This is a genomic window from Allobosea sp. GW821-FHT03A12, from assembly GCF_058986765.1.
Window position 1 is genome coordinate 513,106 of sequence record NZ_JBYSVZ010000006.1, and the last position, 20,263, is coordinate 533,368.

Below are 20,263 nucleotides of genomic sequence, written 5' to 3' on the forward strand. Positions count from 1 at the left end.
GGCGCCGTCGTCATTGCCGAGTGCCAATTTCTGTCGCCGATCGCCAAGCGGCACCACCCCCATCCCCAATCCCTTCCCCACAAGGGCGAAGGGAGGAGCACAAGCGCCTCGCGGCGAGCCCTCCGTCAGACCGGATCAGCCTCGTCCCGCGCGTTCGCTTCCGCCTTCTCCTGCCCGGCATAGAGCTTGGGCAGATAGGTCTCGTACCAGGCCTTGAGCTCGGCGAGCGCTGGCTGTTCGAGGTTGCGGCGCAGGTACGCCTCGATCCGCGGCAGATGCTTGAGATAGCCCGGCTTGCCGTCTCGCCGGTCGAGCCGGGCGAAGATGCCGGCGATCTTGGTGTTGCGCTGGGCGCCGAGGATCGCATAGGCGCGGGCAAACCGCGGAACGTCGAAGCTCGGATCGGTGCCGCGTCGCGCCCCGGCATAGGCGGCGAGCAGGCGCAGCTCCAGCGCCGCCGGCACGTCGACGCGGGCGTCCTGGCCGAGCGAGACGAGGTCATAGGCGGGGTGGCCGAGCACCGAGTCCTGGAAGTCGATCAGGCCGAGCCGGGCATGGCCGACGCGATCGGCGAGCCAGAGCAGGTTCGGCGAGTGATAGTCGCGCAAGGTCCAGGTCGCCGGCGTCTCGAAGAGCTCGTCGAAAAGCTTCTCCCAGATGCGGCTGAACTCCGACCGCGTCACCGCCGGCAGGGTGACGCCGGCGATATGCGGGGCGTACCAGTCGAGCACCAGCTCGGTCTCGATGGCGAGCGCCTCGCGATCATAGTCCGGCAGGACATGGTCGCGCGCCTCCGCGACCGGCAGGATCGTCGGCAGCGCATGCCGGTGCAGCTCGGCGAGCAGGCGGGCCGCCGCCTCGTAGCGATCGGGGATCGGCCCGTCGGCGCCGACCACCGGCTCATTGCCGAGGTCCTCGATGATCAAGAGGCCGGTGACGAGGTCCTGCGCCAGGACCTCCGGCGCCGAGAGACCGAGCGAGCGCAGGGCCTTGTCCATGGCGACGAAGGCGTCGACGGTCTCGGCGAGATGGGCGATGGCGCTGTAGGGCTTGCCCTGGCGGATCGCCGGCCCATCCGGGCGCGGCGGCGAGATCATCAGGATCGCGGTCTCGCCGGACGGCCTGATCAAGCGCTCATAGGCACGGCTGGAGGCATCGCCGAGCATGAACTCGCGCTTCGCCTCACTCCAGCCGGCTTCGTCGATCAGGCGACGCGCGCCGATCGCGAGCGCCAGCCGCTGGCGCCAGAGCACGCCGCCCGAGAGCGTCGCGATCCGGCCCTGCTCGGGGTTCTCCGGATCGACCTCCAGCACGATGTCGAGCCTGCGGCCTGCCGGCAAACGCGCGCCGGCACGGTCAGGCCATTCGACGATGGTGATCGCGAGGTCGAGGTCCTCGATCAGGCCGATATCGTCGAGCTCGTCGGGGCTGCGGACGCGGTAGAGATCGGCATGGAGCAGGAGCCCGCGCGGGCTGTCATAGCTCTGCACCAAGGTGAAGGTCGGGCTCGGCGCCTCCAGCGCCGCATCATCGGCGAGGCGGCGCAGCATCGCCCGCGCCAGCAGCGACTTGCCGGCACCAAGATGGCCGGAGAGCGCGACGATGTCGCCGGTCTTCAGGATGTCGGCGATGTCCTGCGCCAGCCGCACCGTCGCGGCCTCGTTCGGCAGGATAACGACATGGGTACCCGCCCGCGCGGCTTCGTCACTCATTCAGCGGCGTCCGAGATGCGCATACCTTCAGGCGGAAAGACGGCGGTGACGCGCGTGCCCTGGCCCAGGGCCGAATCGAGTTCGACGCGCCCGCCATGCAGTTCGACGATCGAACGGACCATCGACAGGCCGAGCCCGACGCCGCGATGGCGCGACCCCAGCGAGTGGCTCTCGAAGCGGTCGAACACCTTTTCCTTGACCTCGTCGGGGATGCCGCGGCCCTCGTCGGCGACGGTGATGCGGATCTCGCCGCCGAAGCGGCCGGCGCTGACGCGGATGGTCTGGCCGGGCTGCGAGAAGCCGATCGCGTTGGACAGCAGATTGAACAGGATCTGGCGCAGGCGCTTGGGATCGGCGCGCAGAGGGCCGGTCTGCGGGGCGATGTCGACCTGGAGTCTCAGCTTGCTGTCGGTGAGGCGGTCCTGCAACCCGGTCGCGGCCTGGGCGATGCTCTTGGCGACGTCGACCTCCTCGAGATCGAGGGCGAGCGCACCATTGTCGATCGAGGCGAGGTCGAGGATGTCGTTGATGATGGCGAGCAGCGCTCCGGAGGAGCGCACGATGTGGCCGGTATAGTCACGCTGCTTGTCGTTGAGCGCGCCGACCGTCTCCTCGCCAAGTAATTGCGCGAAGCCGATGATGTTGGTCAGCGGCGAGCGCAATTCATAGGAGACGTGGTGGACGAACTCCTCGCGCAGCCGCGAGACGCGCTCCAGCGCCTCGTTGCGCTCGGTCAGCGCCCGCTCGACGTTCACGCCGGCGGTGACGTCGGCGAAGGTGATCAGCGTCGCGCCATCCGGCAAAGGCGCGGCGGTGCAGTCGAGCACCGTGCCGTCACGGCGCTCCATATGGCAGCGATAATCCTCGCGCGCATCGCGCACGCCGGCGACCGCGCTGCGGATCTCGGTCCAGACGGCATCGTCCGGGAAGAGCGGCCGGCTCAAGGCCACGACCTCGTCGATATGCGGCGCCGCGGCGGCGCGCTCGGGCGAGAGCTTCCAGAGCTGGGCGAAGGCCGGGTTGGAGAGCTTGAGGCGCCCGTCCGAGCCGAACACGGCGACGCCTTCGCGCAATGAATCGAGCGTCTCGCGCTGGGTGCGCGAGAGCGCGTTGAAGCGCGATTCCAAGGTGAAGCGCTCGGTCTCGTCGTCGAAGAGATAGGTGACGCCACCCTGCGGGTTCGGGCTGGCAACGACATGGACGGTGCGGCCATCGGGCAGATACCACCAGTCCTCGCTGGCACGCGTCGCGGTATAGGCGGCATGGACCTGGGCCTTCCAGGTGCGGTAGTCGCCGAGCTCGGGCAGGCGGCGCTCGGTGCGCAGGCGGTCGAGGATCTCGCCATCGCCGGGACTGGAGTCGAGGAAGCCCGGATCAAGCGACCAGAGCGCCTCATAGCCGCTGTTGCGATAGACCAGGCGCTGCGAGGCGTCGAAGACGGCGACGCCGGTCTTGAGCCGATCGAGCGTGCGCACATGCGCGTCCATCTGGCGCTGCAGATCGGCGCGGACCGCCTCGAGCTCGCTCATATCGGTGGCGATGCCGGCATAGCCCGAGGGCGTCGGCGTCTCCATGACGTCGACGATGCGGCGCTGGCCGGCCATGACCACGGGCGCACGCAGCTGGAAGACGCGGCCGTCCTTGCGCGCCTTGGCCGCCGCCTCGCGCTCGCTGCGATCGAACAAATCGAGCCCGGCCGTGACCGCCTGCTGGCTGTCCGAGGCCTCTACGGCGCGGGCATAGGCGGCGTTGACCCAGCTCAGGCGGCCATCTGTGGCGCGCATCCAGACCGGCTGCGGTACGCCGGCGAGCAAGGTCGTGAGCGCGGCATGGTCGCTGGCGAGCTTGCCGAGCTCGTCCTCCAACGCCAGGGCGCGGGCCCGCTCGCCGCCGACCTCGCGCAGGCGGATCACGGCGCGGCCGGCGACAGGCCGGCCTTCCGCATCGACGAAGCGCCCGGCCTTGGCCTTGAAGGTGAAGGCGAAGGCCTCGCCACGCTCCTTGAGGGCCTCTGTCGCGAGCTCCAGGCGTTTCGCCTCGGCCGGTGGTGCCCAGGTGCCGTAAGCCAGCGCCGGGGCGGGACCACCGATGCCGAGGAAGCCGCTGTCGCCTTCGACGACCGGGCTCGCCTTAGGCCCATCCCAGCTCAGCACGACCTGGCGGTCGCTCGCGAGCAGGGCGCTGAGCCGCTCCTGATGGCCGCGCGCCTCCTCCAGCCCGGCCGCGAGCTCGCCTTCCCGGCGGGTCCAGCGCGAGCGCTCGCGGACATAGAGGATCGAGGTGGTGGTGGCGAAGACGATGAGCCCGACGAGGATCAGCGACAGGCCGCCGGCGTTGAGCCAGTCGCCGCGCAAGGGCAGCAGCATATCGGCCTGGGCGAGAGCGGGAGCCGGCGCTGCGCCGGCAAGTCCGGGCAGGAGGAAGCGGACCACTCCGTTCATCTCCCGTCCGACCTGCCTTGCCCGTCTCATTCTCGCATCCGTTCTGTCCCAGGCCAATCTTCCGGCCGCAATCACGGGGTGCCGCCAACGCGACAACCGGCCATGGCTCCCCTGAAGGACCCACGCCCGCAACCCGCAAAGCCACCGCTGCACGAAACCGGGCGCCACATGCGAAGCCTGCCGGCCGCCCGAATCAGTGCCACTGTAATCACCGCACGACTCCGGCAGGAAGTGCTTAATCGACGGTAAAGGCCGAATGGCGGCGACCACATGCGAAACCAATGGAGCGGCATCAACAAGTTGATGCCGGCCGAAGCAGCGCATCTATTAGTAGTGTGAATGGCGATGATTGGCCCTGAGTGCAAAAAAGCCCGGCGCGAGGCCGGGCTTCTGAAAGAGGGGCGCCGGGTCCGGGAACGAGGTTCCCGGTGGCGCGATGTCGCTTCGCCCGGCCGGTGACAGCCGGGCGAAGGCGTCAGTAGCGATAGAGCTCCGGCTTGAACGGGCCGGCCTGCGAGACGCCGATATACTTCGCCTGGGCGTCGTTGAGCTTGGTCAGCTTGGCGCCGACCTTGGCGAGATGGAGCGCCGCGACCTTCTCGTCGAGGTGCTTGGGCAGGGTGTAGACCTTGTTCTCGTACTTGGCGTGATGGTTCCAGAGCTCGACCTGGGCCAGCGTCTGGTTCGAGAACGAGCAGGACATCACGAAGGACGGGTGGCCGGTGGCGTTGCCGAGGTTCACCAGGCGGCCTTCCGAGAGCAGGATGATGCGCTTGCCGTCGGGGAACTCGACCTCGTCGACCTGCGGCTTGACGTTGTCCCACTTGAAGTTCTTCAGGCCGGCGACCTGAATCTCCGAGTCGAAGTGGCCGATGTTGCAGACGATGGCGCGGTGCTTCATCGCGCGCATGTGGTCGACGGTGATCACGTCGAGATTGCCGGTCGCGGTCACGAAGATGTCGGCGCGCGGGGCGGCGTCCTCCATGGTGACGACCTCATAGCCCTCCATCGCCGCCTGCAGGGCGCAGATCGGGTCGATCTCGGTGACGAGCACGCGGCAGCCGGCCTGGCGCAGCGAGGCGGCCGAGCCCTTGCCGACGTCGCCATAGCCGGCGACGACCGCGACCTTGCCCGACATCATCACGTCGGTGCCGCGGCGGATGGCGTCGACCAGCGACTCGCGGCAGCCATAGAGGTTGTCGAACTTCGACTTGGTGACGCTGTCGTTGACGTTGATCGCCGGGAAGGGCAGGCGGCTGGCCTTGGCGAGCTCGTAGAGACGGTGCACGCCGGTGGTGGTCTCCTCGGAGACGCCCTTGATCGCGGCGCGGGTCTTGGTGAACCAGCCCGGATTGGCCTTCAGCTCGCGCTTGATCAGCGCGAAGAAGATCGTCTCTTCCTCATTGCCCGGCTTGTCGAGGAAGGCGGCGTTGCCGGCCTCGGCCTCGGCACCGAGGATGATCAGCATGGTCAGGTCGCCGCCATCGTCGAGGATCATGTTCGGCGTGCCGCCGTCGCCCCAGGTCGCGGTGCGCAGCACGTACTCCCAGTACTCCTCCAGCGTCTCGCCCTTGATGGCGAAGACCGGGGTGCCAGTGGCGGCGATCGCCGCGGCGGCATGGTCCTGGGTCGAGAAGATGTTGCAGGACGACCAGCGCACGTCCGCGCCGAGCTCCTTGAGGGTCTCGATCAGAACGGCGGTCTGAATGGTCATGTGCAGGCAGCCGGCGATGCGGGCGCCCTTGAGCGGGGCCTTGCCCTTGTGCTCGGCGCGGATCGCCATCAGGCCCGGCATCTCGTCCTGGGCCATGTTGATTTCCTTGCGGCCGTAATCCGCGAGGCTGATGTCCTTGACGACGTAATCCTGCTTCGACACGGGGAAACTCCAATCGATCGTGCTTTGAATGACGGCGCGCTCTCTAGCAGGGCCGCCGCCAGAAGGCAATCAAAGATATAAAGATGTCTTTATATCCGTCGCAAAGCCGCGGCTTTGCGCGTCCCGGCAGCCTTCACCACGGCCACCAGCCCTTCTCCCAACCCCTGCGGATCGAGAGGCCGCCAGTCAGAAACATCAGGACAAAGCCGACCCAGGGCGACGAGCGCTACGACGAAATCCACGGAGGCGAACAGCGCGGAGATCGCCGCCCACATGGCAAAGCGCCTATTCGCCCTCGCCGAACCTGTCGGCGACGAGCGCGCCCAGCGCTTTCAGCGCATCATTGGCGTCGGCCCCCTTGGCGACCACGGTGATGGTCGAGCCGATGCCGGCGCCCAAGGTCAGGATGCCCATGATCGAGGTGGCGCCGACGGTCTCGCCACAGCGGGAGACGGTGATGTCGGCGTCGAACTGGCTGGCGCATTGCACGAATTTCGCGGTGGCGCGGGCGTGCAGGCCCTTCTTGTTGACGATCTGGAACTCGCCATAGACGGCGCCGGCCGGAATCTCGACCTCGGTGCAGTCGCAGTCTTCGTCGCGGATCTCGTCTTCGCGCATGCCCTGCACGCCGAACCTCATTTGCCCGCGAGCACGCGGCTGGCCACCGTGATGTATTTCCGGCCCGCATCCTGCGCGCTGCTGACGGCTTCGTCGAGGGTCTTCTCCTCGCGCACGCTGGCGAGCTTGATCAGCATCGGCAGGTTGATGCCGGCGACGACGTCGATCCGGCCCGGCTCCATCACGGAAATGGCGAGATTGGAGGGCGTGCCGCCGAACATGTCGGTGAGGACGATGACGCCCTTGCCGGTCTCGACCTGCTCCACCGCCGCGATGATGTCGCGCCGACGACCCTCCATATCGTCATCGGGGGCGATGGCGATGGTGGCCAGGTTGGCCTGGGGGCCAACGACATGCTCGAGCGCGGCGCGGAATTCCGTCGCCAGGTGCCCATGCGTGACAAGCACGAGTCCGATCATTCAGTCCCACCGAAGAGCGCCCATCGGCGCCCGGACAAGGTCGCGGTTTATGCGGCAGGTGCGAAAGATAGGCAAGGCGCTTGTCTCGAACTCATCAAAACCAATTCAATCAGAGCCGGCGAAGAGCGCAAGCGCCGTCAGGATCAGACGTTCATCGCCGGGCCGCGGAAGCAGGGACAATCGCGGCAGGGTGACGCCGGCGATCGTCTCGACCAGCGCCTCCGGTTCCGGCATGCGCTCGGGCTCGGTGCCGCAATCGATCACCAGCCGCAGCACCGCGGCGGCAAGATGCGGTTCCGGCGTCAGGCCGAGGCCGCGGCGCTCGACCAGCCCCTCGATCGGCGGCACCGGCGAGGCAAGGAGACGGCCGGCGCGCACGACGATCTCGGTGCGGTCATCGGCGATGAGCCGGGCGAAACGCCTCTGCGACTGCGCCACGCTGATCAGCGCCAGCGCCAGGCTCGACTTGCCGGCACCCGACGCGCCGCGGATCAGGATGCCTGCCTCGCCGATCACGACGGCGCTGGCATGCAGGCGAAGCGGAGTCGCCGCGGTCATGCCGGCTGCACCGCGGCCGGCAGGCGCACGATGAAGCGGGCGCCGAGCCGCTTGTCCTCGCCTTCCGACTGCTCGGAGGCATAGCGGTTCTCGGCCCGGATCGTGCCGCGATGGGCTTCGACGATCTGGCGCGAGATCGAGAGGCCGAGGCCGGAATTCTGGCCGAAGCCGCTCTCCGGCCGGTCGGTGTAGAAGCGCTCGAAGATCCGCTCCAGCGCATGCGGGGGAATGCCGGGGCCGTCATCCTCGATCGTGATCAGCACGTCGCCGGCGACGCGCGAGAGCTTGACCCTGACCGGCTTGTCGGCCGGCGAGAAGGAGCGGGCGTTCTCGATCAGATTGACGAAGACCTGGCCGAGGCGGGAATCGTGCCCGAGCACGCGGAAGGGATCGGCGCCCGGGCGCTGGCCGCCGCGCCGATCGATCGTCAGCTCGACGACCGGCTGGCCATCGCGTCGGATCTGATTCTGGACCGAGACGACAGCCTCGACCAGCTGGGCGACGTCGAGCGCGACGGCGTCGTCGCGGGCAAGCTCGGCATCGAGGCGCGAGGCGTCCGAGATGTCGGTGATCAGGCGGTCGAGCCGCTTCACGTCATGGCGGATCACCGCGAGCAATCGGCTGCGGGAATCCTCGTTCTTCGCCAGCGGCAGGGTCTCGACGGCGCTGCGCAGCGAGGTCAGCGGGTTTTTCAACTCATGGGCGACGTCCGCGGCGAAGCGCTCGATCGCCTCCATGCGATTGTAAAGTGCCTGGGTCATCTCGCGGAACGAGCCGGAGAGATGGCCGATCTCGTCATGGCGGCTGGAGAAATCCGGGATCTCCTCGCGCGACTTGACGCCGCGGCGCACGCGCTGGGCGGCGTCGGCGAGCTTGCGGATCGGCTCGGCGATGGTGCCGGCGAGCAGCACCGACAGGATGATCATCACGCCGGCCGCGACGGCGAAGACCTGGAAGATGGCATAGCGCTCGGAGGCGATGACGGCGTCGATGTCTCCGCCTTGCGTCGAGAGCAGCAGCGCGCCGCGCACGGCCCGGAAGCGCTGGACCGGCACCGCCACCGAAACGATTGTCTCGCCGCGGGTGTTGACGCGAACCACGCTCGCCGGCGAGCCGGCCAGCGCCCGGGCGACCTCAGTATACGACCTGCCGTTGGCGTTGGCGAAGTCGTCATAGGCCGGCACGTCGGCCCGGCCGAGCCGGTTGCGGAACATGTTCCAGGTGCGTTCGAGCAGCGGCGGCTCGTCGCTCTCGCCGATGCGCGGCAGGTCGAGCCGTAGGATGTCGCCGCGCGAATAGAGATTGCGCGAATCCAGCGTCAGCATCCCGTCCTTGTCGTAGATGCGGGCGCGGGTCTTGGTCGGCGTCACCAGCCGGCGCAGCAGCGGGGCGACCTTCTCCGGGTTGATCGAGAAGTCGAGCGGGTCCTCGGCGATGGCGCCGCTCTCGCCGGCCTGCATCTGCAGCAGCTTGTCCGGATCGATCGCGATCGTGTCGGTCTCGACCGTGGCGGAGGCCGCGATGGCGCCGGCAATGATCTCGCCCTGGGTCAAAAGGCTCTGCACCCGCGCCTCGATCAGGCCCTCGCGGAACTGGTTGAGGTAGAGGAAGCCGACGAGCAGCGCGACGAGGCCGGCCAGATTGAGGACGACGATGCGCCGGGTCAGGCTTGAAGCGGCCCGCCCCGAGACGGCGCGCAGCATGCGGCGGCCGAACAGTGCGGCGCGACGACGCAGCGTCAGCCCCGGCCGCGGCCCGCCGGTACGGGCCCCTTCCTGTTCGATCGTAGCCATGAGCGGCTCTTACCCTGTCCCGGCGCGCGCGCAAGCGTCGTCATGGCCACGCCGGGGTGCTTCTCAGGTCTCCTTGAAGCGGTAGCCGACGCCGTAGAGCGTCTCGATCATGTCGAAATCGACATCGACCTGGTTGAACTTCTTGCGCAGGCGCTTGATGTGGCTGTCGATGGTGCGGTCGTCGACATAGACCTCGTCGTCATAGGCCGCATCCATCAGGGCGTTGCGGCTCTTGACCACGCCCGGACGCTGCGCCAGCGACTGCAGGATCAGGAACTCGGTGACGGTCAGCGTCACCGGCTCGCCCTTCCAGGTGCAGGTGTGGCGCTCCGGATCCATCCGCAGCAGACCCCGCTCCAGCGCCTTGGCATCCTCGGTGCGAACAACCGCGCTCGCATCCTTTGCGCCGGCCCGGCGCAGGATCGCCTTGACACGCTCGACCAGGAGGCGCTGCGAGAACGGTTTGCGGATGAAATCGTCGGCGCCCATCTTCAGGCCGAAGAGCTCGTCGATCTCCTCGTCCTTCGAGGTCAGGAAGATCACCGGCAGGTCCGACTTCTGACGCAGGCGGCGCAGCAGCTCCATCCCGTCCATGCGCGGCATCTTGATGTCGAAGATGGCGAGGTCGGGCGGATTCTGCTTCAGCCCGTCGAGGGCGGAGGCGCCGTCCGTATAGGTCTGGATGCGATAGCCCTCGGCCTCCAAAGCGATCGAAACCGAGGTCAGGATGTTGCGGTCGTCGTCGACCAGCGCAATGGTTGGCATAAGCTTTTCCGGCTCTTTGTGTGCTGGCGTTACAATCAAAGGGTCCACTCTCGCGCGAGAACGGCCAAAGCATGGCTGCAATCTAGCCAAGCCAAGGCGGTTTCGCTACGTCTCCCCTCGAAAACACTTAAGACTGCGAAAAGTGCCATGGCGACCGATCCGATCAGGCCGACAGATGCCAGCGCGCGCGGATTGGCGCGCGGCCTGCTGCGCAGCGCGCGCTCTGCCTCCCTGGCGACGCTGACACCGGAAGGGCACCCCTTCGCCAGCCTGACCAGCCTCGCGACCGACATCGACGGCACGCCGCTGATCCTGGTGTCCTCGCTCTCCGGCCATACCGGCAATTTGATCGCCGATCCACGCTGCTCATTGCTGATCGCGCCCGGCGGCAAGGGCGACCCGCTCGCTCATGCCCGGATCACGCTGCTGGCGAGCGCCGAGAAGATCGAGCGCGACAGCGATTTCGGCCGGCGTGTGCGCCGCCGCTTCCTGGCGCGCCAGCCGAAAGCCTCGCTTTACGTCGATTTTCCCGACTTCTCCTTCTTCGCGCTCAGGCTCCAGCGCGCCAGCCTGAATGGCGGCTTCGGCCGGGCCTATGAGCTCGAGGCCGGCGACGTGCTCAGCGACTGCTCGCGGGCCGGGGCGCTGGTCGAGGCAGAGGAGGGCGCGGTCGACCATATGAACGAGGACCATGCCGACGCGATCGGGCTCTACGCCACCAGGCTGCTCGGCGGCGAGGAGGGCGCATGGCGCCTCTCCGGCGTCGACCCCGATGGCGCCGACCTGATGCTCGGCGACAAGGCGCTGCGCCTGCCCTTCGACGAGCCGGTGACCACGCCCGACGCGCTGCGCCGGACCCTCGTCGCCCTCGCCGGCAAGGCCCGCGCGGCAGCCTGAGCGCGACGATTCACCACAGCCGAATTTTTTAAACGATTTAGGTCTGCTATGGTCATCCATGAGCCGGCCTCGTGACTTGAGCCGGCGTCGTCATCCGCCTAAAGAGCCCTCCACGTCACCGGTCCATCGGGCCCATAGTGGGGCTCAGCCCCACTCCAATCACGACGCCGGCTTCGCCTGGCGACGGCTACTCGGCAGGAGGAATTGCCAGTGGAGACCATCGGTCACGTCAACCCGAACAGCGGTGCCGACTCATTCGGCTTCCGCGGGCTCAAGGCGGTCTACTGGAACTTCGAGGCGGCGCGCCTCTATGAGGAATCGCTGCGGCGCGGCGAATCCCAGCTCGCCCGCGGCGGTGCGCTCTGCGCCGATACCGGCAGCCATACCGGCCGCTCGCCCAAGGACAAGTTCGTCGTCAAGGACGCGCTGACCGAGAAGACGGTCTGGTGGGAGAACAACGGCGCGATCTCCTCGGAGCAGTTCGAGACCCTGCTCGGCGACTTCATCAAGCACGCCGAAGGCAAGGAGCTGTTCGCGCAAGACCTCTATGGCGGCGCCGATCCGGCCCATCGCGTCAAGGCGCGGGTCTTCACCGAGCTCGCCTGGCACTCGCTGTTCATCCGCAACCTCTTGATCCGGCCCGAGACCGGCGAGATCGGAGGTTACGTACCTGAGCTGACGATCGTCGACCTGCCGACCTTCAAGGCCGATCCGAAGCGCCATGGCTGCCGCAGCGAGACGGTCATCGCGATCGACTTCTCCCGCAAGATCGTGCTGATCGGCGGCTCCGCCTATGCCGGCGAGATGAAGAAATCGGTCTTCACCTATCTGAACTACACGCTGCCGGCCAAGGGCGTGGTTCCCATGCACTGCTCGGCCAATGTCGGCTCCAAGGACGATCCGGCGATCTTCTTCGGCCTCTCCGGCACCGGCAAGACCACCCTCTCGGCCGATCCCGACCGCACCCTGATCGGCGATGACGAGCATGGCTGGTCGAAGGACGGCATCTTCAATTTCGAGGGCGGCTGCTACGCCAAGACGATCCGCCTCTCGGCCGAGGCCGAACCGCAGATCTTCGCGGCCTCGCAGCGCTTCGGCACCGTGCTTGAGAACATCGTCATGGACGAGATCTCGCGCGAGGTCGATTTCGACAACGAGACGAAGACCGAGAACACCCGTTCGGCCTATCCGCTCGACTTCATCCCGAACGCCTCGCGCTCGGGCCGCGCCGGCACGCCGAAGAACATCGTGATGCTGACCGCCGACGCTTTCGGCGTGATGCCGCCGATCGCCAAGCTGACCCCGGCCGAGGCGATGTACCACTTCCTCTCCGGCTACACCGCCAAGGTCGCCGGCACAGAGCGCGGGCTCGTCGGCGTCCAGCCGGAGTTCTCGACCTGCTTCGGCTCGCCCTTCCTGCCGCGCCACCCGTCGGAATACGCCAATCTGCTGCGCGATTTCATCGCCAAGCACCATGTCGACTGCTGGCTGGTGAACACCGGCTGGACCGGCGGCGGCTACGGCACCGGCCGGCGCATGCCGATCCGCGTCACCCGCCGCCTGCTGACCGCTGCGCTCGACGGCTCGCTCAACCGCGCCGATTTCCGCCGGGATCCCTATTTCGGGTTCGCCGTTCCCACTTCGGTGCCCGGCGTCGAGCCGCACATCCTCTATCCCGTCAAGACATGGGCTGACAAAGCCGCCTTCGCCGAGACAGCGAAGAAGCTGATCGGCATGTTCGCGGAGAACTTCGCGAAGTTCGAACCGCATGTCGACGACGCCGTAAAGGCGGCCGCACCGACGAGCTCCCTCGCCGCTTGAGCGGAACGCAGTTCAGCATGCTATGAGAGGCGGCGATGAGCCGCCTCTTTTTCGTTCTCCTGCAGAGTCTGCTGACGCTCGTGGTCCTCGGCATGGCCGCCTGGGGCATCGGGCTCCTGATTTTCCGCCTGCCTGGTGCGGTCGGCATCGCCGCCGCGGTTGGCTTCGGCCTCGCCGCGCTCGCCGGCGCGATCGGCATCTGGAGCGGCGCGCCGCGCCTGCCGCTCGCCTTCGCCGTGCTGTTCGTCAGCCTGCTCGGCTGGTGGAGCAGCCTCAAGCCCTCGCATGACCGCGACTGGATTCCCGAACTCGCCCGGCTTCCCGAGATCGCACGCGAGGGCGACCGGCTCACCGTCGCCAATCTACGCAATTTCCGCTGGCGCACCGAGGCCGACTATGATCAGCGCTGGGAAACGCGCAGCTACGACCTGACGAAGATCGAGGGCGCCGACCTCTTCCTGTCCTACTGGTCGGGCGAGGCGATCGCCCATCTGCTCGTCAGCTTCACCTTCCGCGAATCGCCACCGCTCACCTTCTCGATCGAGGTGCGGCGTGAAAAGGGCGAGGAATGGTCGTCGCTCGCCGGCTTCTTCCGGGTCTACGAGATGGCCTATGTCGCGACCGACGAGCGCGATGTCGTCGGCCTGCGAACCCATGCGCGTGGCGAGGATGTCCGGATGTTCCGCCTGCGCACCTCACCCGAGCAGGCGCGTGAGATCCTGCTGGCCTATGTCGCGGATGTGAACCGGCTGGCTGGCCAACCGCGCTGGTACAACACGATCGCCACCAACTGCACGACGGTGGTCTATCGGCTCGTGCGCTCAGTGGCACCCGGGTGGAGCTTCACGCCGCCGCTCGATCCGCGCGTCATCCTGTCCGGCTATCTGCCGGGCTATCTCAAGGACATCGGCGCGGTCAGGCAGGACCTGCCGCTCGACGAGCTCGTCCGGCGCGGCCGGATCAGCGAGCGGGCGAGGACGATATCGCTCGACAGCCCCGATTTCTCACAGCTGATCCGCGAGGGCGTGCCGACCGCAAGACCTCAGCCATAGCCGTGCAGGCTCGCGCCATGGCACTTGAGCCAGGCTTCCGCTTCCTCGGTGCGCGGGCAGAGCTGGTGCGTCAGCGCCCAGAAGCGATGCGAATGGTTCATCTCCTTGAGATGCGCGACCTCATGGGCGGCGAGATAGTCGAGCACCAGCGCCGGCGCGAGGATCAGGCGCCAGGAGAAGCTGAGATGGCCCTTCGAGGAGCATGAGCCCCAGCGGCTGGTGGTGTCGCGCAAGGTGATCTTGCGGGCGGGGATGCCGAGCACGGCGGTATGGGTGCGCACGGCCTTTTCGAGGTCGGCCAGGGCCTCGCGGCGCAGGAAATCGCTGACCCGGCGCGCGACATGGGCCGCCTCGCCGCAGACCGCGATGATCGGCTCGCCCTCGGCCGAGAGTGTCGCGCGGGTCACTCCACGGACCTTGGTCCAGTGCACGATCCGGTGCGGCACGCCGCGCAAGGGCACGACCGCGCCGGGCTCGAAGGCGACGCTCTGCGGGCGCTTGGCCATGCGCGCCGCGATCCAGCCGCCATGCTTCTCGGCGAAGATGCGGCCGCTCGCGAAGTCGACGCGCTCGGGCAGGGTCAGGGTGATCTCGCCGGTCGCCTGCGAGACGCGCAGCGTCAGCCGGCGCGCCGTCGAGCGCCGCTTGACGCTGACCGGGTAGAGCGTGCCGGCATGGGCGACCTCGATCCGGTCGGGATCGGGCTGGCGCCTGAACAGGGAGAACCGCATCCCGGCGATTGTGCGGGATTCGCAGCGGGAGCGGAAGGGGGCGGGGAAATCCGTGCCATGCGCGAGACGCCATGGACGAAAACCACGCCGGCGATTGCGTATTGCGACGCGACCAGCTTGCCTCTTGCGAGCATCTTGTATTCTGTTTGTTCTCGCTCGGAATCAAGGCACGCCAATGGCCCAGGACCAGACTGAACCGGTTCGCTTGGAAGAGGATGCCGAGACGGGTGATCTCTTCCTCGTCTATGGCACGCAGAAGGGCCTGCGGATCGACATCCGCTATGAGGGCGAAACCCTCTGGATGACGCAGGCGCAGATCGGGCAGCTTTTTGGCCGGGACGTTTCAACCATCTCTCGGCACATCGCTAACATCTACGAGGAGGGAGAACTCAAAGAAGCGACTTCTTTGCAAAAAACGCAAACAAGTACCGGGCGGCCCGCCACACTCTACAATCTCGATGTGGTGATCTCGGTCGGCTATCGGGTCTCCTCGGCGCAGGCGACCCTGTTCCGCCGCTGGGCCACGGGAATTCTCGTCCAGTTCGCCAAAAGAGGCTTCGTCGTCGACACGCGCCGGCTGAAAGAGCCCGGCGGCTTCGACCGCATCGCCGAGCTGCGCGAGATCATCCGCGACCTGCGCTCCGAGGAAGCGAATCTCTATGCCGAGCTGCGTCGGATCTGTTCGCTCTGCCAGGACTATGACGGGTCAAGCGAGGCCGCTCGGAGCTTCTATCAACGCGTCCAGGCCAAGCTGGTCTATGCCGTGACCTCGCACACGCCGGCGGAGATCGTGGCGGGACGCGCCGATTGCGAGGCGCCGAACATGGGCCTGCAGACATGGCCGGCGGACGATATCCGTAAGAAGGATGTGGCGACCTCGAAAAACTATCTCGCCGATGCCGAGATCCAGGAGCTCAACCGCCTGACCTCGATCCTGCTCGACATCTTCGAAGATCAGCTCGCAATCGGGCGCCTCGTCATGATGGAGGATGCGCGCGACCTGCTCGATCGGCAATTACAGCAGCTCGGGCGCGCCGTGCTCAACGGCGGCGGTTCTGTCAGTGCGGATCAAGCGAGAGCGCACGCCGAAGCGCAGTACCTCGCATTTGACCAACGCAGAAAGCTCGAACGCCGGCGCGAGGCCGACGCACAGATCGCCGAACTCGCCGCCGAGGCAAAGGGGCTGCCTAAGCGGCCCCGGCGCTAGCTGCCTTCAGCCCGCGACCTTCAGCGCCTTGCGGGCTGTTTCCGCGGTGTCGTTGCGGCGCTCCTTGGCCGCCTTCATGTCGAGGGTCAGCATGAAGTCGGCGATGCGCGGCGCGATCTCAGAACGGAAGCGCGAGCCGTTGAAGACGCCGTAATGGCCGACGCCCTTCTGCAGGTACTCGACCCGCATGTCGTCGGGGATGTTGACGCACAGGTCGTGCGCCGCCTTGGTCTGGCCGACGCCGGAGATGTCGTCGTTCTCACCCTCGACCGTCATCAGCGCGACGCTTCGGATCGCCTTGAGGTCGACCGGCTTGCCGCGATGCAGCATCTCGCCCTTGGGCAGGGCGTGCTTGACGAAGACGGTGTCGACGGTCTGCAGGTAGAACTCGGCGGTCAGGTCCATGACCGCGAGGTATTCGTCATAGAAATCGCGGTGCTTCTCGGCCGAATCGCCGTCGCCGGCGATCAGGTGCTTGTACATGTCGTAATGCGCGGTGAGATGGCGATCGAAGTTCATCGCCATGAAGCCCGACAGCTGCATGAAGCCGGGATAGACCTCGCGGAAGGCGCCGAGATGCGGGAACGGCACGCGGGTGATGCAGTTGCGGCGGAACCAGTCGGTGCCGCGCTCCATGGCGAGCTGATTGACCGCCGTCGGCGAGCGGCGCGTGTCGATCGGCCCGCCCATCAGTGTCATCGAGCGCGGCGAGGAGGGATCGCCCTCGGCTTCCATGCGTGCGATCGCGGCGAGCACCGGCACGGAAGGCTGGCAGACGGCCATGACATGGGTGTCAGGGCCGAGCTTGTGCAGCATGGCGATGACGTAGTCGATGTAATCATCGAGGTCGAACTTGCCGGCCGCGAGCGGCACGAGGCGGGCGTCGATCCAGTCGGTGATGTAGACCTCATGGTCCGGCAGCAGGGTCTCGACGGTGCCGCGCAGCAGCGTGGCGTAATGGCCCGACATCGGCGCGACCAGCAGCACCTTGGGCTGCGGCTTGCGGCGGCCTTCGATCTTGCGATCGAAATAGATCAGGTTGCAGAAGGGGCGCTGCCAGACGACGCGCTCCTCGACCCCGACCTTGACGCCGTTCATCGTGGTGGTGTCGAGACCGAAGGCCGGCTTGCCGTAGCGGCGCGTGGTGCGCTCGAACAATTCGCAGGAGGCAGCGATCGTGCGGCCGAACGGGGTGTAGGTCAGCGGGTTCGCCGGATTCTTGAAGGCGAGCTGCATGGCGTCGGACATGGCCCGCGCCGGGCTGACCATCATATGAACCGCCTCATAGGCGTGGTAGGCGAACGACATGGCGGCCCTTTCGCTCTTTCGCAGCGCGGCATCCCACGATGCAGCGCAACAAGGGAACGCAGCCTAAGTAGAATTTGTTCTCATTCAATCGTCCAAAGGGATAAGATTTCCTTGTGATGCCGATTAGCCACAGTTTCGTCTTCCCGAGGCACCCGGCGCTTTGCAAAGATTGCGCGCCGTGACGATCACAGACCTCGTTCCATCCGCCCCCGGCGGCACGCCACGCCATTTGCGGCTCGACACGCTGGTGCGCCTGCGCTGGTTGGCCATCGCCGGGCAGAGCGTTGCTGTCGCCGGCGTCCATTTCGGGCTCGGCTTCTCGTTGCCCTTCGGCTGGTGCTTCCTCGCCATCGCCGTCTCGGCCTGGCTCAACATCGCCCTGCGCATCCGTTTCCCGCTCAGCCACCGGCTGGGCCAGGGCGCGGCGACCGCTCTGCTCGGCTTCGACATCCTGCAGCTTGCGGCCCTGCTCTACCTCACCGGCGGCCTGCAGAACCCGTTCGCGATCCTGTTCCTGGCGCCGGTGATGATCTCGGCGACGGCGCTGCCGCCGCGGCACACGCTCGCGCTGGGACTGCTCGCCGCCGGGCTGGCAACGCTGCTCACCATTCTGCACTGGCCGCTGCCCTGGGCCGGCAGCGAGCGGCCGGTGCTGCCGCCGCAATACCAGCTCGGCAATTGGATCGCGCTTTTGCTCGGGCTCGGCTTCACCGGCATCTATGCCTGGCGCGTCGCCAAGGAGGCGCGCGACCTGTCGGAGGCGCTGGCTGCGACCGAGCTGGTGCTGGCGCGCGAGCAGCATCTCTCGCAGCTCGACGGGCTCGCCGCCGCCGCCGCCCACGAACTCGGCACCCCGCTCGCAACGATCGCGCTGGTCGCCCGCGAGCTCTCACGCCTCGCCCCGGCGGAAGGCGAGATGGCGGAGGACATCACCTTGCTGCGCGAACAGGTCGAGCGCTGCCGCGGCATCCTCGGCAAGCTCGCCTCGCTGCAGGACGACGATGCCGGACCGCTCGACCAGCTCTCGCTCAGCCTGCTGATCGAGGAGGCAGCCGGGCCGCAGCGGCCCTTCGGCGTGCCCTTCGAGATCGCGCTCGACGGCGAGAAGCCGGAGCCGGTCTGCCGGCGCAATCCCGGCATGATCTACGGGCTCGGCAATATCGTCGACAACGCCGTCGACTTCGCCGGCTCCAAGGTGACGATCACGGCGCAGTGGACGGACGGCGCGGTCATCCTGACCATCGCCGATGACGGGCCGGGCTTCACGCCGGAGGTACTGATGCGGGCCGGCGACCCCTATCTCTCGCGCTCGCATGCCAAGGAATCACGGGCCGGCGGTGGCCTCGGCCTCGGCCTCTTCATCGCCAAGACGCTGCTGGAACGCAGCGGCGCGACGCTGGAATTCTCCAACCGGCCGCTGCCGGCGACAGGCGCCAGCATCCGGATCACCTGGCTGCGCGCCGTCTTCGAACGCGACGATCGACCCGCCGGACCTTCAAACCCGGAGCTTTTGGCCCCATATGCGACAGAATGAGGCGTTGCGGCGTTTCAGCGCGTCGCGCAATCGATAGACTGGATGTTGAGCCGGACAGTTACCCGCCCGGCAGGAGATGATGGCGATGGACACGGCGCCGATGACAGGCGAGCTCACCGATACGGCCGGCAGGGACATGACCCTTCTGCTCGTCGACGACGACAAGCCGTTCCTGACCCGCCTCGCCCGCGCCATGGAAGGCCGCGGCTATTCCGTGCGGATCGCCGAGTCCGTCCAGGCCGGGCTCGCGGCGGTCGAGGAGGCGGCCCCGGCCTATGCCGTGATCGACCTGCGCCTCGGCGACGGCAACGGGCTCGACGTGATCGCCCGCCTCAAGGAGAAGCGCCCGGATGCACGCGGCGTCGTCCTGACCGGCTACGGCAATATCGCGACCGCGGTCAGCGCGGTGAAGCTCGGCGCCTATGATTTCCTGGCCAAGCCCGCCGATGCCGACGAGATCCATTCGGCGCTGGCCGCCGGGCCGAACGCCCGGCCGGTGCCGCCGGAAAACCCGATGTCGGCCGATCGCGTGCGCTGGGAGCATATCCAGCGCGTCTATGAGCTCTGCAGCCGCAATGTCTCGGAGACGGCGCGCCGGCTCGGCATGCACCGGCGCACCTTGCAGCGCATCCTGGCCAAGCGCGCGCCGCGATGAGCGAAAAGCCGCTCCCCGAGCGGATATCGGAAGAGCTGATCGCCGAGCTGGTCGACACCTTCTATGGCCGGGTGCGGCTGGATCCGCTGATCGGCCCGATCTTCCTCGACAAGCTCGGCGACGATTGGGACGCCCATCTCGCCAAGTTGCGCGATTTCTGGTCGTCGGTGACGCTGATGAGCGGGCGCTATCGCGGCAAGCCGCAGCAAATCCATATGCCGCTCCCGCTCGAGATGCCGCATTTCGAGCGCTGGCTCGCGCTGTTCGAAGCGACCGTCACCGAGCTCTGCACCGGCCCGGCAAGGTTCCTGTTCATCGACCGCGCCCATCGCATCGCCGACAGCCTGCAGATCAGCCTGAACATCGGCCCGAAGGCGCTCGTCCTGCCGCAATCGGCGGTCGGCTAGAGGCCGGGGTCCTCCAGCAGCGCCAGACGCCCAGCCGCGAGCCTGGCGAAGGCGATGGTCAGCATTTTTCGGCGCGCCGGTGCGAGCAGATGGCGCGGCGGCTCGCGCAGCAGCTCCCCTCCGAAGGCGTCCGCGACGATCAGACCAACATCCTCCGGCAAGATCTCCAGCGGGAATTCAGGGGCGACCGCGAAGAGGAAGCCGTCGCAATAATCGCGGTAATCCGGCCATTTGCCGTCGACGCGGTAGTCCTCGATCCCCGACTTGACCTCGACCACCAGCAATTCGCCCGATGGCGAGAGCGCGACGATGTCGCTACGCCTTCCATTGGCGAAGGTCATCTCCTTGACGATGGCATAGCCGCGCTCGCGCAGATGGCGCGAGGCGCCACGGCAGACGGCACGGGTGATCTCCGGCCGCGCAGGCGGCGGATTGAGGACGGAATCGGCGATGGCCATGCCCCGCATGT

At 67.3% G+C, this 20,263-nt stretch carries 18 protein-coding genes; 7 read left to right on the plus strand and 11 right to left on the minus strand.

Annotated elements, in window-relative coordinates; translation table 11 throughout:
• Window positions 1–125 precede the first annotated feature (125 nt).
• The 8 genes from tsaE to AC3WLC_RS24885 all read right to left on the minus strand — a co-directional run bounded on the left by tsaE (window position 126) and on the right by AC3WLC_RS24885 (window position 10,182).
• The gene (tsaE, locus tag AC3WLC_RS24850; protein ID WP_493686582.1) at window positions 126–1,712 is read right to left on the minus strand and encodes a tRNA (adenosine(37)-N6)-threonylcarbamoyltransferase complex ATPase subunit type 1 TsaE; all 1,587 of its coding nucleotides are present in this window, start codon (window positions 1,710–1,712) and stop codon (window positions 126–128) included.
• Window positions 1,709–4,153, minus strand: coding sequence for a sensor histidine kinase (locus AC3WLC_RS24855; protein WP_493686583.1), 2,445 nt, complete (start codon window positions 4,151–4,153; stop codon window positions 1,709–1,711). The genes tsaE and AC3WLC_RS24855 overlap by 4 nt, the downstream gene beginning before the upstream one ends.
• A gap of 475 nt (window positions 4,154–4,628) precedes the next feature.
• Window positions 4,629–6,029 (minus strand): adenosylhomocysteinase, encoded by a 1,401-nt coding sequence (gene ahcY / locus AC3WLC_RS24860; protein ID WP_493686584.1) that lies wholly within the window; start codon window positions 6,027–6,029, stop codon window positions 4,629–4,631.
• A 285-nt stretch (window positions 6,030–6,314) separates the two neighbouring features.
• Window positions 6,315–6,647 (minus strand): HPr family phosphocarrier protein, encoded by a 333-nt coding sequence (locus AC3WLC_RS24865; protein ID WP_346360680.1) that lies wholly within the window; start codon window positions 6,645–6,647, stop codon window positions 6,315–6,317.
• A gap of 17 nt (window positions 6,648–6,664) precedes the next feature.
• Entirely contained in the window at window positions 6,665–7,066 is a 402-nt protein-coding gene (locus AC3WLC_RS24870; protein ID WP_057189350.1) for a PTS sugar transporter subunit IIA, read from the minus strand.
• Between the two features lie 105 nt (window positions 7,067–7,171).
• Window positions 7,172–7,624: an HPr kinase/phosphorylase gene (locus AC3WLC_RS24875; RefSeq protein WP_493686585.1), complete on the minus strand. Its 453-nt coding sequence runs from the start codon at window positions 7,622–7,624 to the stop codon at window positions 7,172–7,174.
• Window positions 7,621–9,417, minus strand: a complete 1,797-nt coding sequence (locus tag AC3WLC_RS24880; RefSeq protein ID WP_493686586.1) for a sensor histidine kinase — start codon at window positions 9,415–9,417, stop codon at window positions 7,621–7,623. The genes AC3WLC_RS24875 and AC3WLC_RS24880 overlap by 4 nt, the downstream gene beginning before the upstream one ends.
• Window positions 9,418–9,480: 63 nt before the next feature.
• Entirely contained in the window at window positions 9,481–10,182 is a 702-nt protein-coding gene (locus AC3WLC_RS24885) for a response regulator transcription factor (RefSeq protein ID WP_152013163.1), read from the minus strand.
• Window positions 10,183–10,329: 147 nt separating this feature from the next.
• Here AC3WLC_RS24885 and AC3WLC_RS24890 point away from each other — a divergent pair, with 147 nt between their 5' ends.
• From AC3WLC_RS24890 to AC3WLC_RS24900, 3 genes are all read left to right on the plus strand, one after another.
• Entirely contained in the window at window positions 10,330–11,079 is a 750-nt protein-coding gene (locus tag AC3WLC_RS24890) for a HugZ family pyridoxamine 5'-phosphate oxidase (protein ID WP_493686587.1), read from the plus strand.
• Between the two features lie 210 nt (window positions 11,080–11,289).
• Window positions 11,290–12,900: a phosphoenolpyruvate carboxykinase gene (locus AC3WLC_RS24895; protein ID WP_493686588.1), complete on the plus strand. Its 1,611-nt coding sequence runs from the start codon at window positions 11,290–11,292 to the stop codon at window positions 12,898–12,900.
• A gap of 35 nt (window positions 12,901–12,935) precedes the next feature.
• A complete protein-coding gene (locus tag AC3WLC_RS24900) occupies window positions 12,936–13,952 on the plus strand; it encodes a lipoprotein N-acyltransferase Lnb domain-containing protein (protein WP_493686589.1) in 1,017 nt (338 codons plus the stop codon).
• Here AC3WLC_RS24900 and AC3WLC_RS24905 read toward each other — a convergent pair.
• Window positions 13,943–14,683 carry a M48 family metallopeptidase gene (locus tag AC3WLC_RS24905; RefSeq protein WP_493686590.1) on the minus strand — a complete coding sequence of 247 codons (741 nt, stop codon included), beginning with the start codon at window positions 14,681–14,683 and terminating at the stop codon, window positions 13,943–13,945. The two genes, AC3WLC_RS24900 and AC3WLC_RS24905, sit on opposite strands and share 10 nt — an antisense overlap.
• Window positions 14,684–14,858: 175 nt before the next feature.
• Between AC3WLC_RS24905 and rhuM the strand changes: the two genes are divergently transcribed.
• Window positions 14,859–15,890: a RhuM family protein gene (gene rhuM / locus AC3WLC_RS24910; RefSeq protein WP_493686591.1), complete on the plus strand. Its 1,032-nt coding sequence runs from the start codon at window positions 14,859–14,861 to the stop codon at window positions 15,888–15,890.
• Between the two features lie 6 nt (window positions 15,891–15,896).
• Here the strand turns inward: rhuM and AC3WLC_RS24915 are convergent, their stop codons facing one another.
• Window positions 15,897–17,198, minus strand: coding sequence for a polyhydroxyalkanoate depolymerase (locus tag AC3WLC_RS24915; protein ID WP_493686592.1), 1,302 nt, complete (start codon window positions 17,196–17,198; stop codon window positions 15,897–15,899).
• Window positions 17,199–17,382: 184 nt separating this feature from the next.
• Here AC3WLC_RS24915 and AC3WLC_RS24920 point away from each other — a divergent pair, with 184 nt between their 5' ends.
• From AC3WLC_RS24920 to AC3WLC_RS24930, 3 genes are all read left to right on the plus strand, one after another.
• A complete protein-coding gene (locus AC3WLC_RS24920) occupies window positions 17,383–18,732 on the plus strand; it encodes an ActS/PrrB/RegB family redox-sensitive histidine kinase (protein WP_493686654.1) in 1,350 nt (449 codons plus the stop codon).
• An 85-nt stretch (window positions 18,733–18,817) separates the two neighbouring features.
• Window positions 18,818–19,387, plus strand: coding sequence for an ActR/PrrA/RegA family redox response regulator transcription factor (locus tag AC3WLC_RS24925; RefSeq protein ID WP_493686593.1), 570 nt, complete (start codon window positions 18,818–18,820; stop codon window positions 19,385–19,387).
• The gene (locus AC3WLC_RS24930) at window positions 19,384–19,794 is read left to right on the plus strand and encodes a group III truncated hemoglobin (protein ID WP_493686594.1); all 411 of its coding nucleotides are present in this window, start codon (window positions 19,384–19,386) and stop codon (window positions 19,792–19,794) included. Before AC3WLC_RS24925 ends, AC3WLC_RS24930 begins: the two co-directional genes overlap by 4 nt.
• Here AC3WLC_RS24930 and mmcB read toward each other — a convergent pair.
• Window positions 19,791–20,252, minus strand: coding sequence for a DNA repair putative endonuclease MmcB (gene mmcB / locus AC3WLC_RS24935; RefSeq protein ID WP_493686595.1), 462 nt, complete (start codon window positions 20,250–20,252; stop codon window positions 19,791–19,793). The two genes, AC3WLC_RS24930 and mmcB, sit on opposite strands and share 4 nt — an antisense overlap.
• Window positions 20,253–20,263: the final 11 nt, after the last annotated feature.

What these genes read in the sequence shown, in the direction of transcription:
- tsaE (WP_493686582.1), bottom strand. Translation starts at nt 1,712, where the DNA reads ATGAGTGACGAAGCCGCGCGGGCGGGTACCCATGTCGTTATCCTGCCG.
- AC3WLC_RS24855 (WP_493686583.1), bottom strand. Translation starts at nt 4,153, where the DNA reads ATGAACGGAGTGGTCCGCTTCCTCCTGCCCGGACTTGCCGGCGCAGCG.
- AC3WLC_RS24865 (WP_346360680.1), bottom strand. Translation starts at nt 6,647, where the DNA reads ATGCGCGAAGACGAGATCCGCGACGAAGACTGCGACTGCACCGAGGTC.
- AC3WLC_RS24870 (WP_057189350.1), bottom strand. Translation starts at nt 7,066, where the DNA reads ATGATCGGACTCGTGCTTGTCACGCATGGGCACCTGGCGACGGAATTC.
- AC3WLC_RS24875 (WP_493686585.1), bottom strand. Translation starts at nt 7,624, where the DNA reads ATGACCGCGGCGACTCCGCTTCGCCTGCATGCCAGCGCCGTCGTGATC.
- AC3WLC_RS24880 (WP_493686586.1), bottom strand. Translation starts at nt 9,417, where the DNA reads ATGGCTACGATCGAACAGGAAGGGGCCCGTACCGGCGGGCCGCGGCCG.
- AC3WLC_RS24885 (WP_152013163.1), bottom strand. Translation starts at nt 10,182, where the DNA reads ATGCCAACCATTGCGCTGGTCGACGACGACCGCAACATCCTGACCTCG.
- AC3WLC_RS24890 (WP_493686587.1), top strand. Translation starts at nt 10,330, where the DNA reads ATGGCGACCGATCCGATCAGGCCGACAGATGCCAGCGCGCGCGGATTG.
- AC3WLC_RS24900 (WP_493686589.1), top strand. Translation starts at nt 12,936, where the DNA reads ATGAGCCGCCTCTTTTTCGTTCTCCTGCAGAGTCTGCTGACGCTCGTG.
- AC3WLC_RS24905 (WP_493686590.1), bottom strand. Translation starts at nt 14,683, where the DNA reads ATGCGGTTCTCCCTGTTCAGGCGCCAGCCCGATCCCGACCGGATCGAG.
- rhuM (WP_493686591.1), top strand. Translation starts at nt 14,859, where the DNA reads ATGGCCCAGGACCAGACTGAACCGGTTCGCTTGGAAGAGGATGCCGAG.
- AC3WLC_RS24915 (WP_493686592.1), bottom strand. Translation starts at nt 17,198, where the DNA reads ATGTCGTTCGCCTACCACGCCTATGAGGCGGTTCATATGATGGTCAGC.
- AC3WLC_RS24925 (WP_493686593.1), top strand. Translation starts at nt 18,818, where the DNA reads ATGGACACGGCGCCGATGACAGGCGAGCTCACCGATACGGCCGGCAGG.
- AC3WLC_RS24930 (WP_493686594.1), top strand. Translation starts at nt 19,384, where the DNA reads ATGAGCGAAAAGCCGCTCCCCGAGCGGATATCGGAAGAGCTGATCGCC.
- mmcB (WP_493686595.1), bottom strand. Translation starts at nt 20,252, where the DNA reads ATGGCCATCGCCGATTCCGTCCTCAATCCGCCGCCTGCGCGGCCGGAG.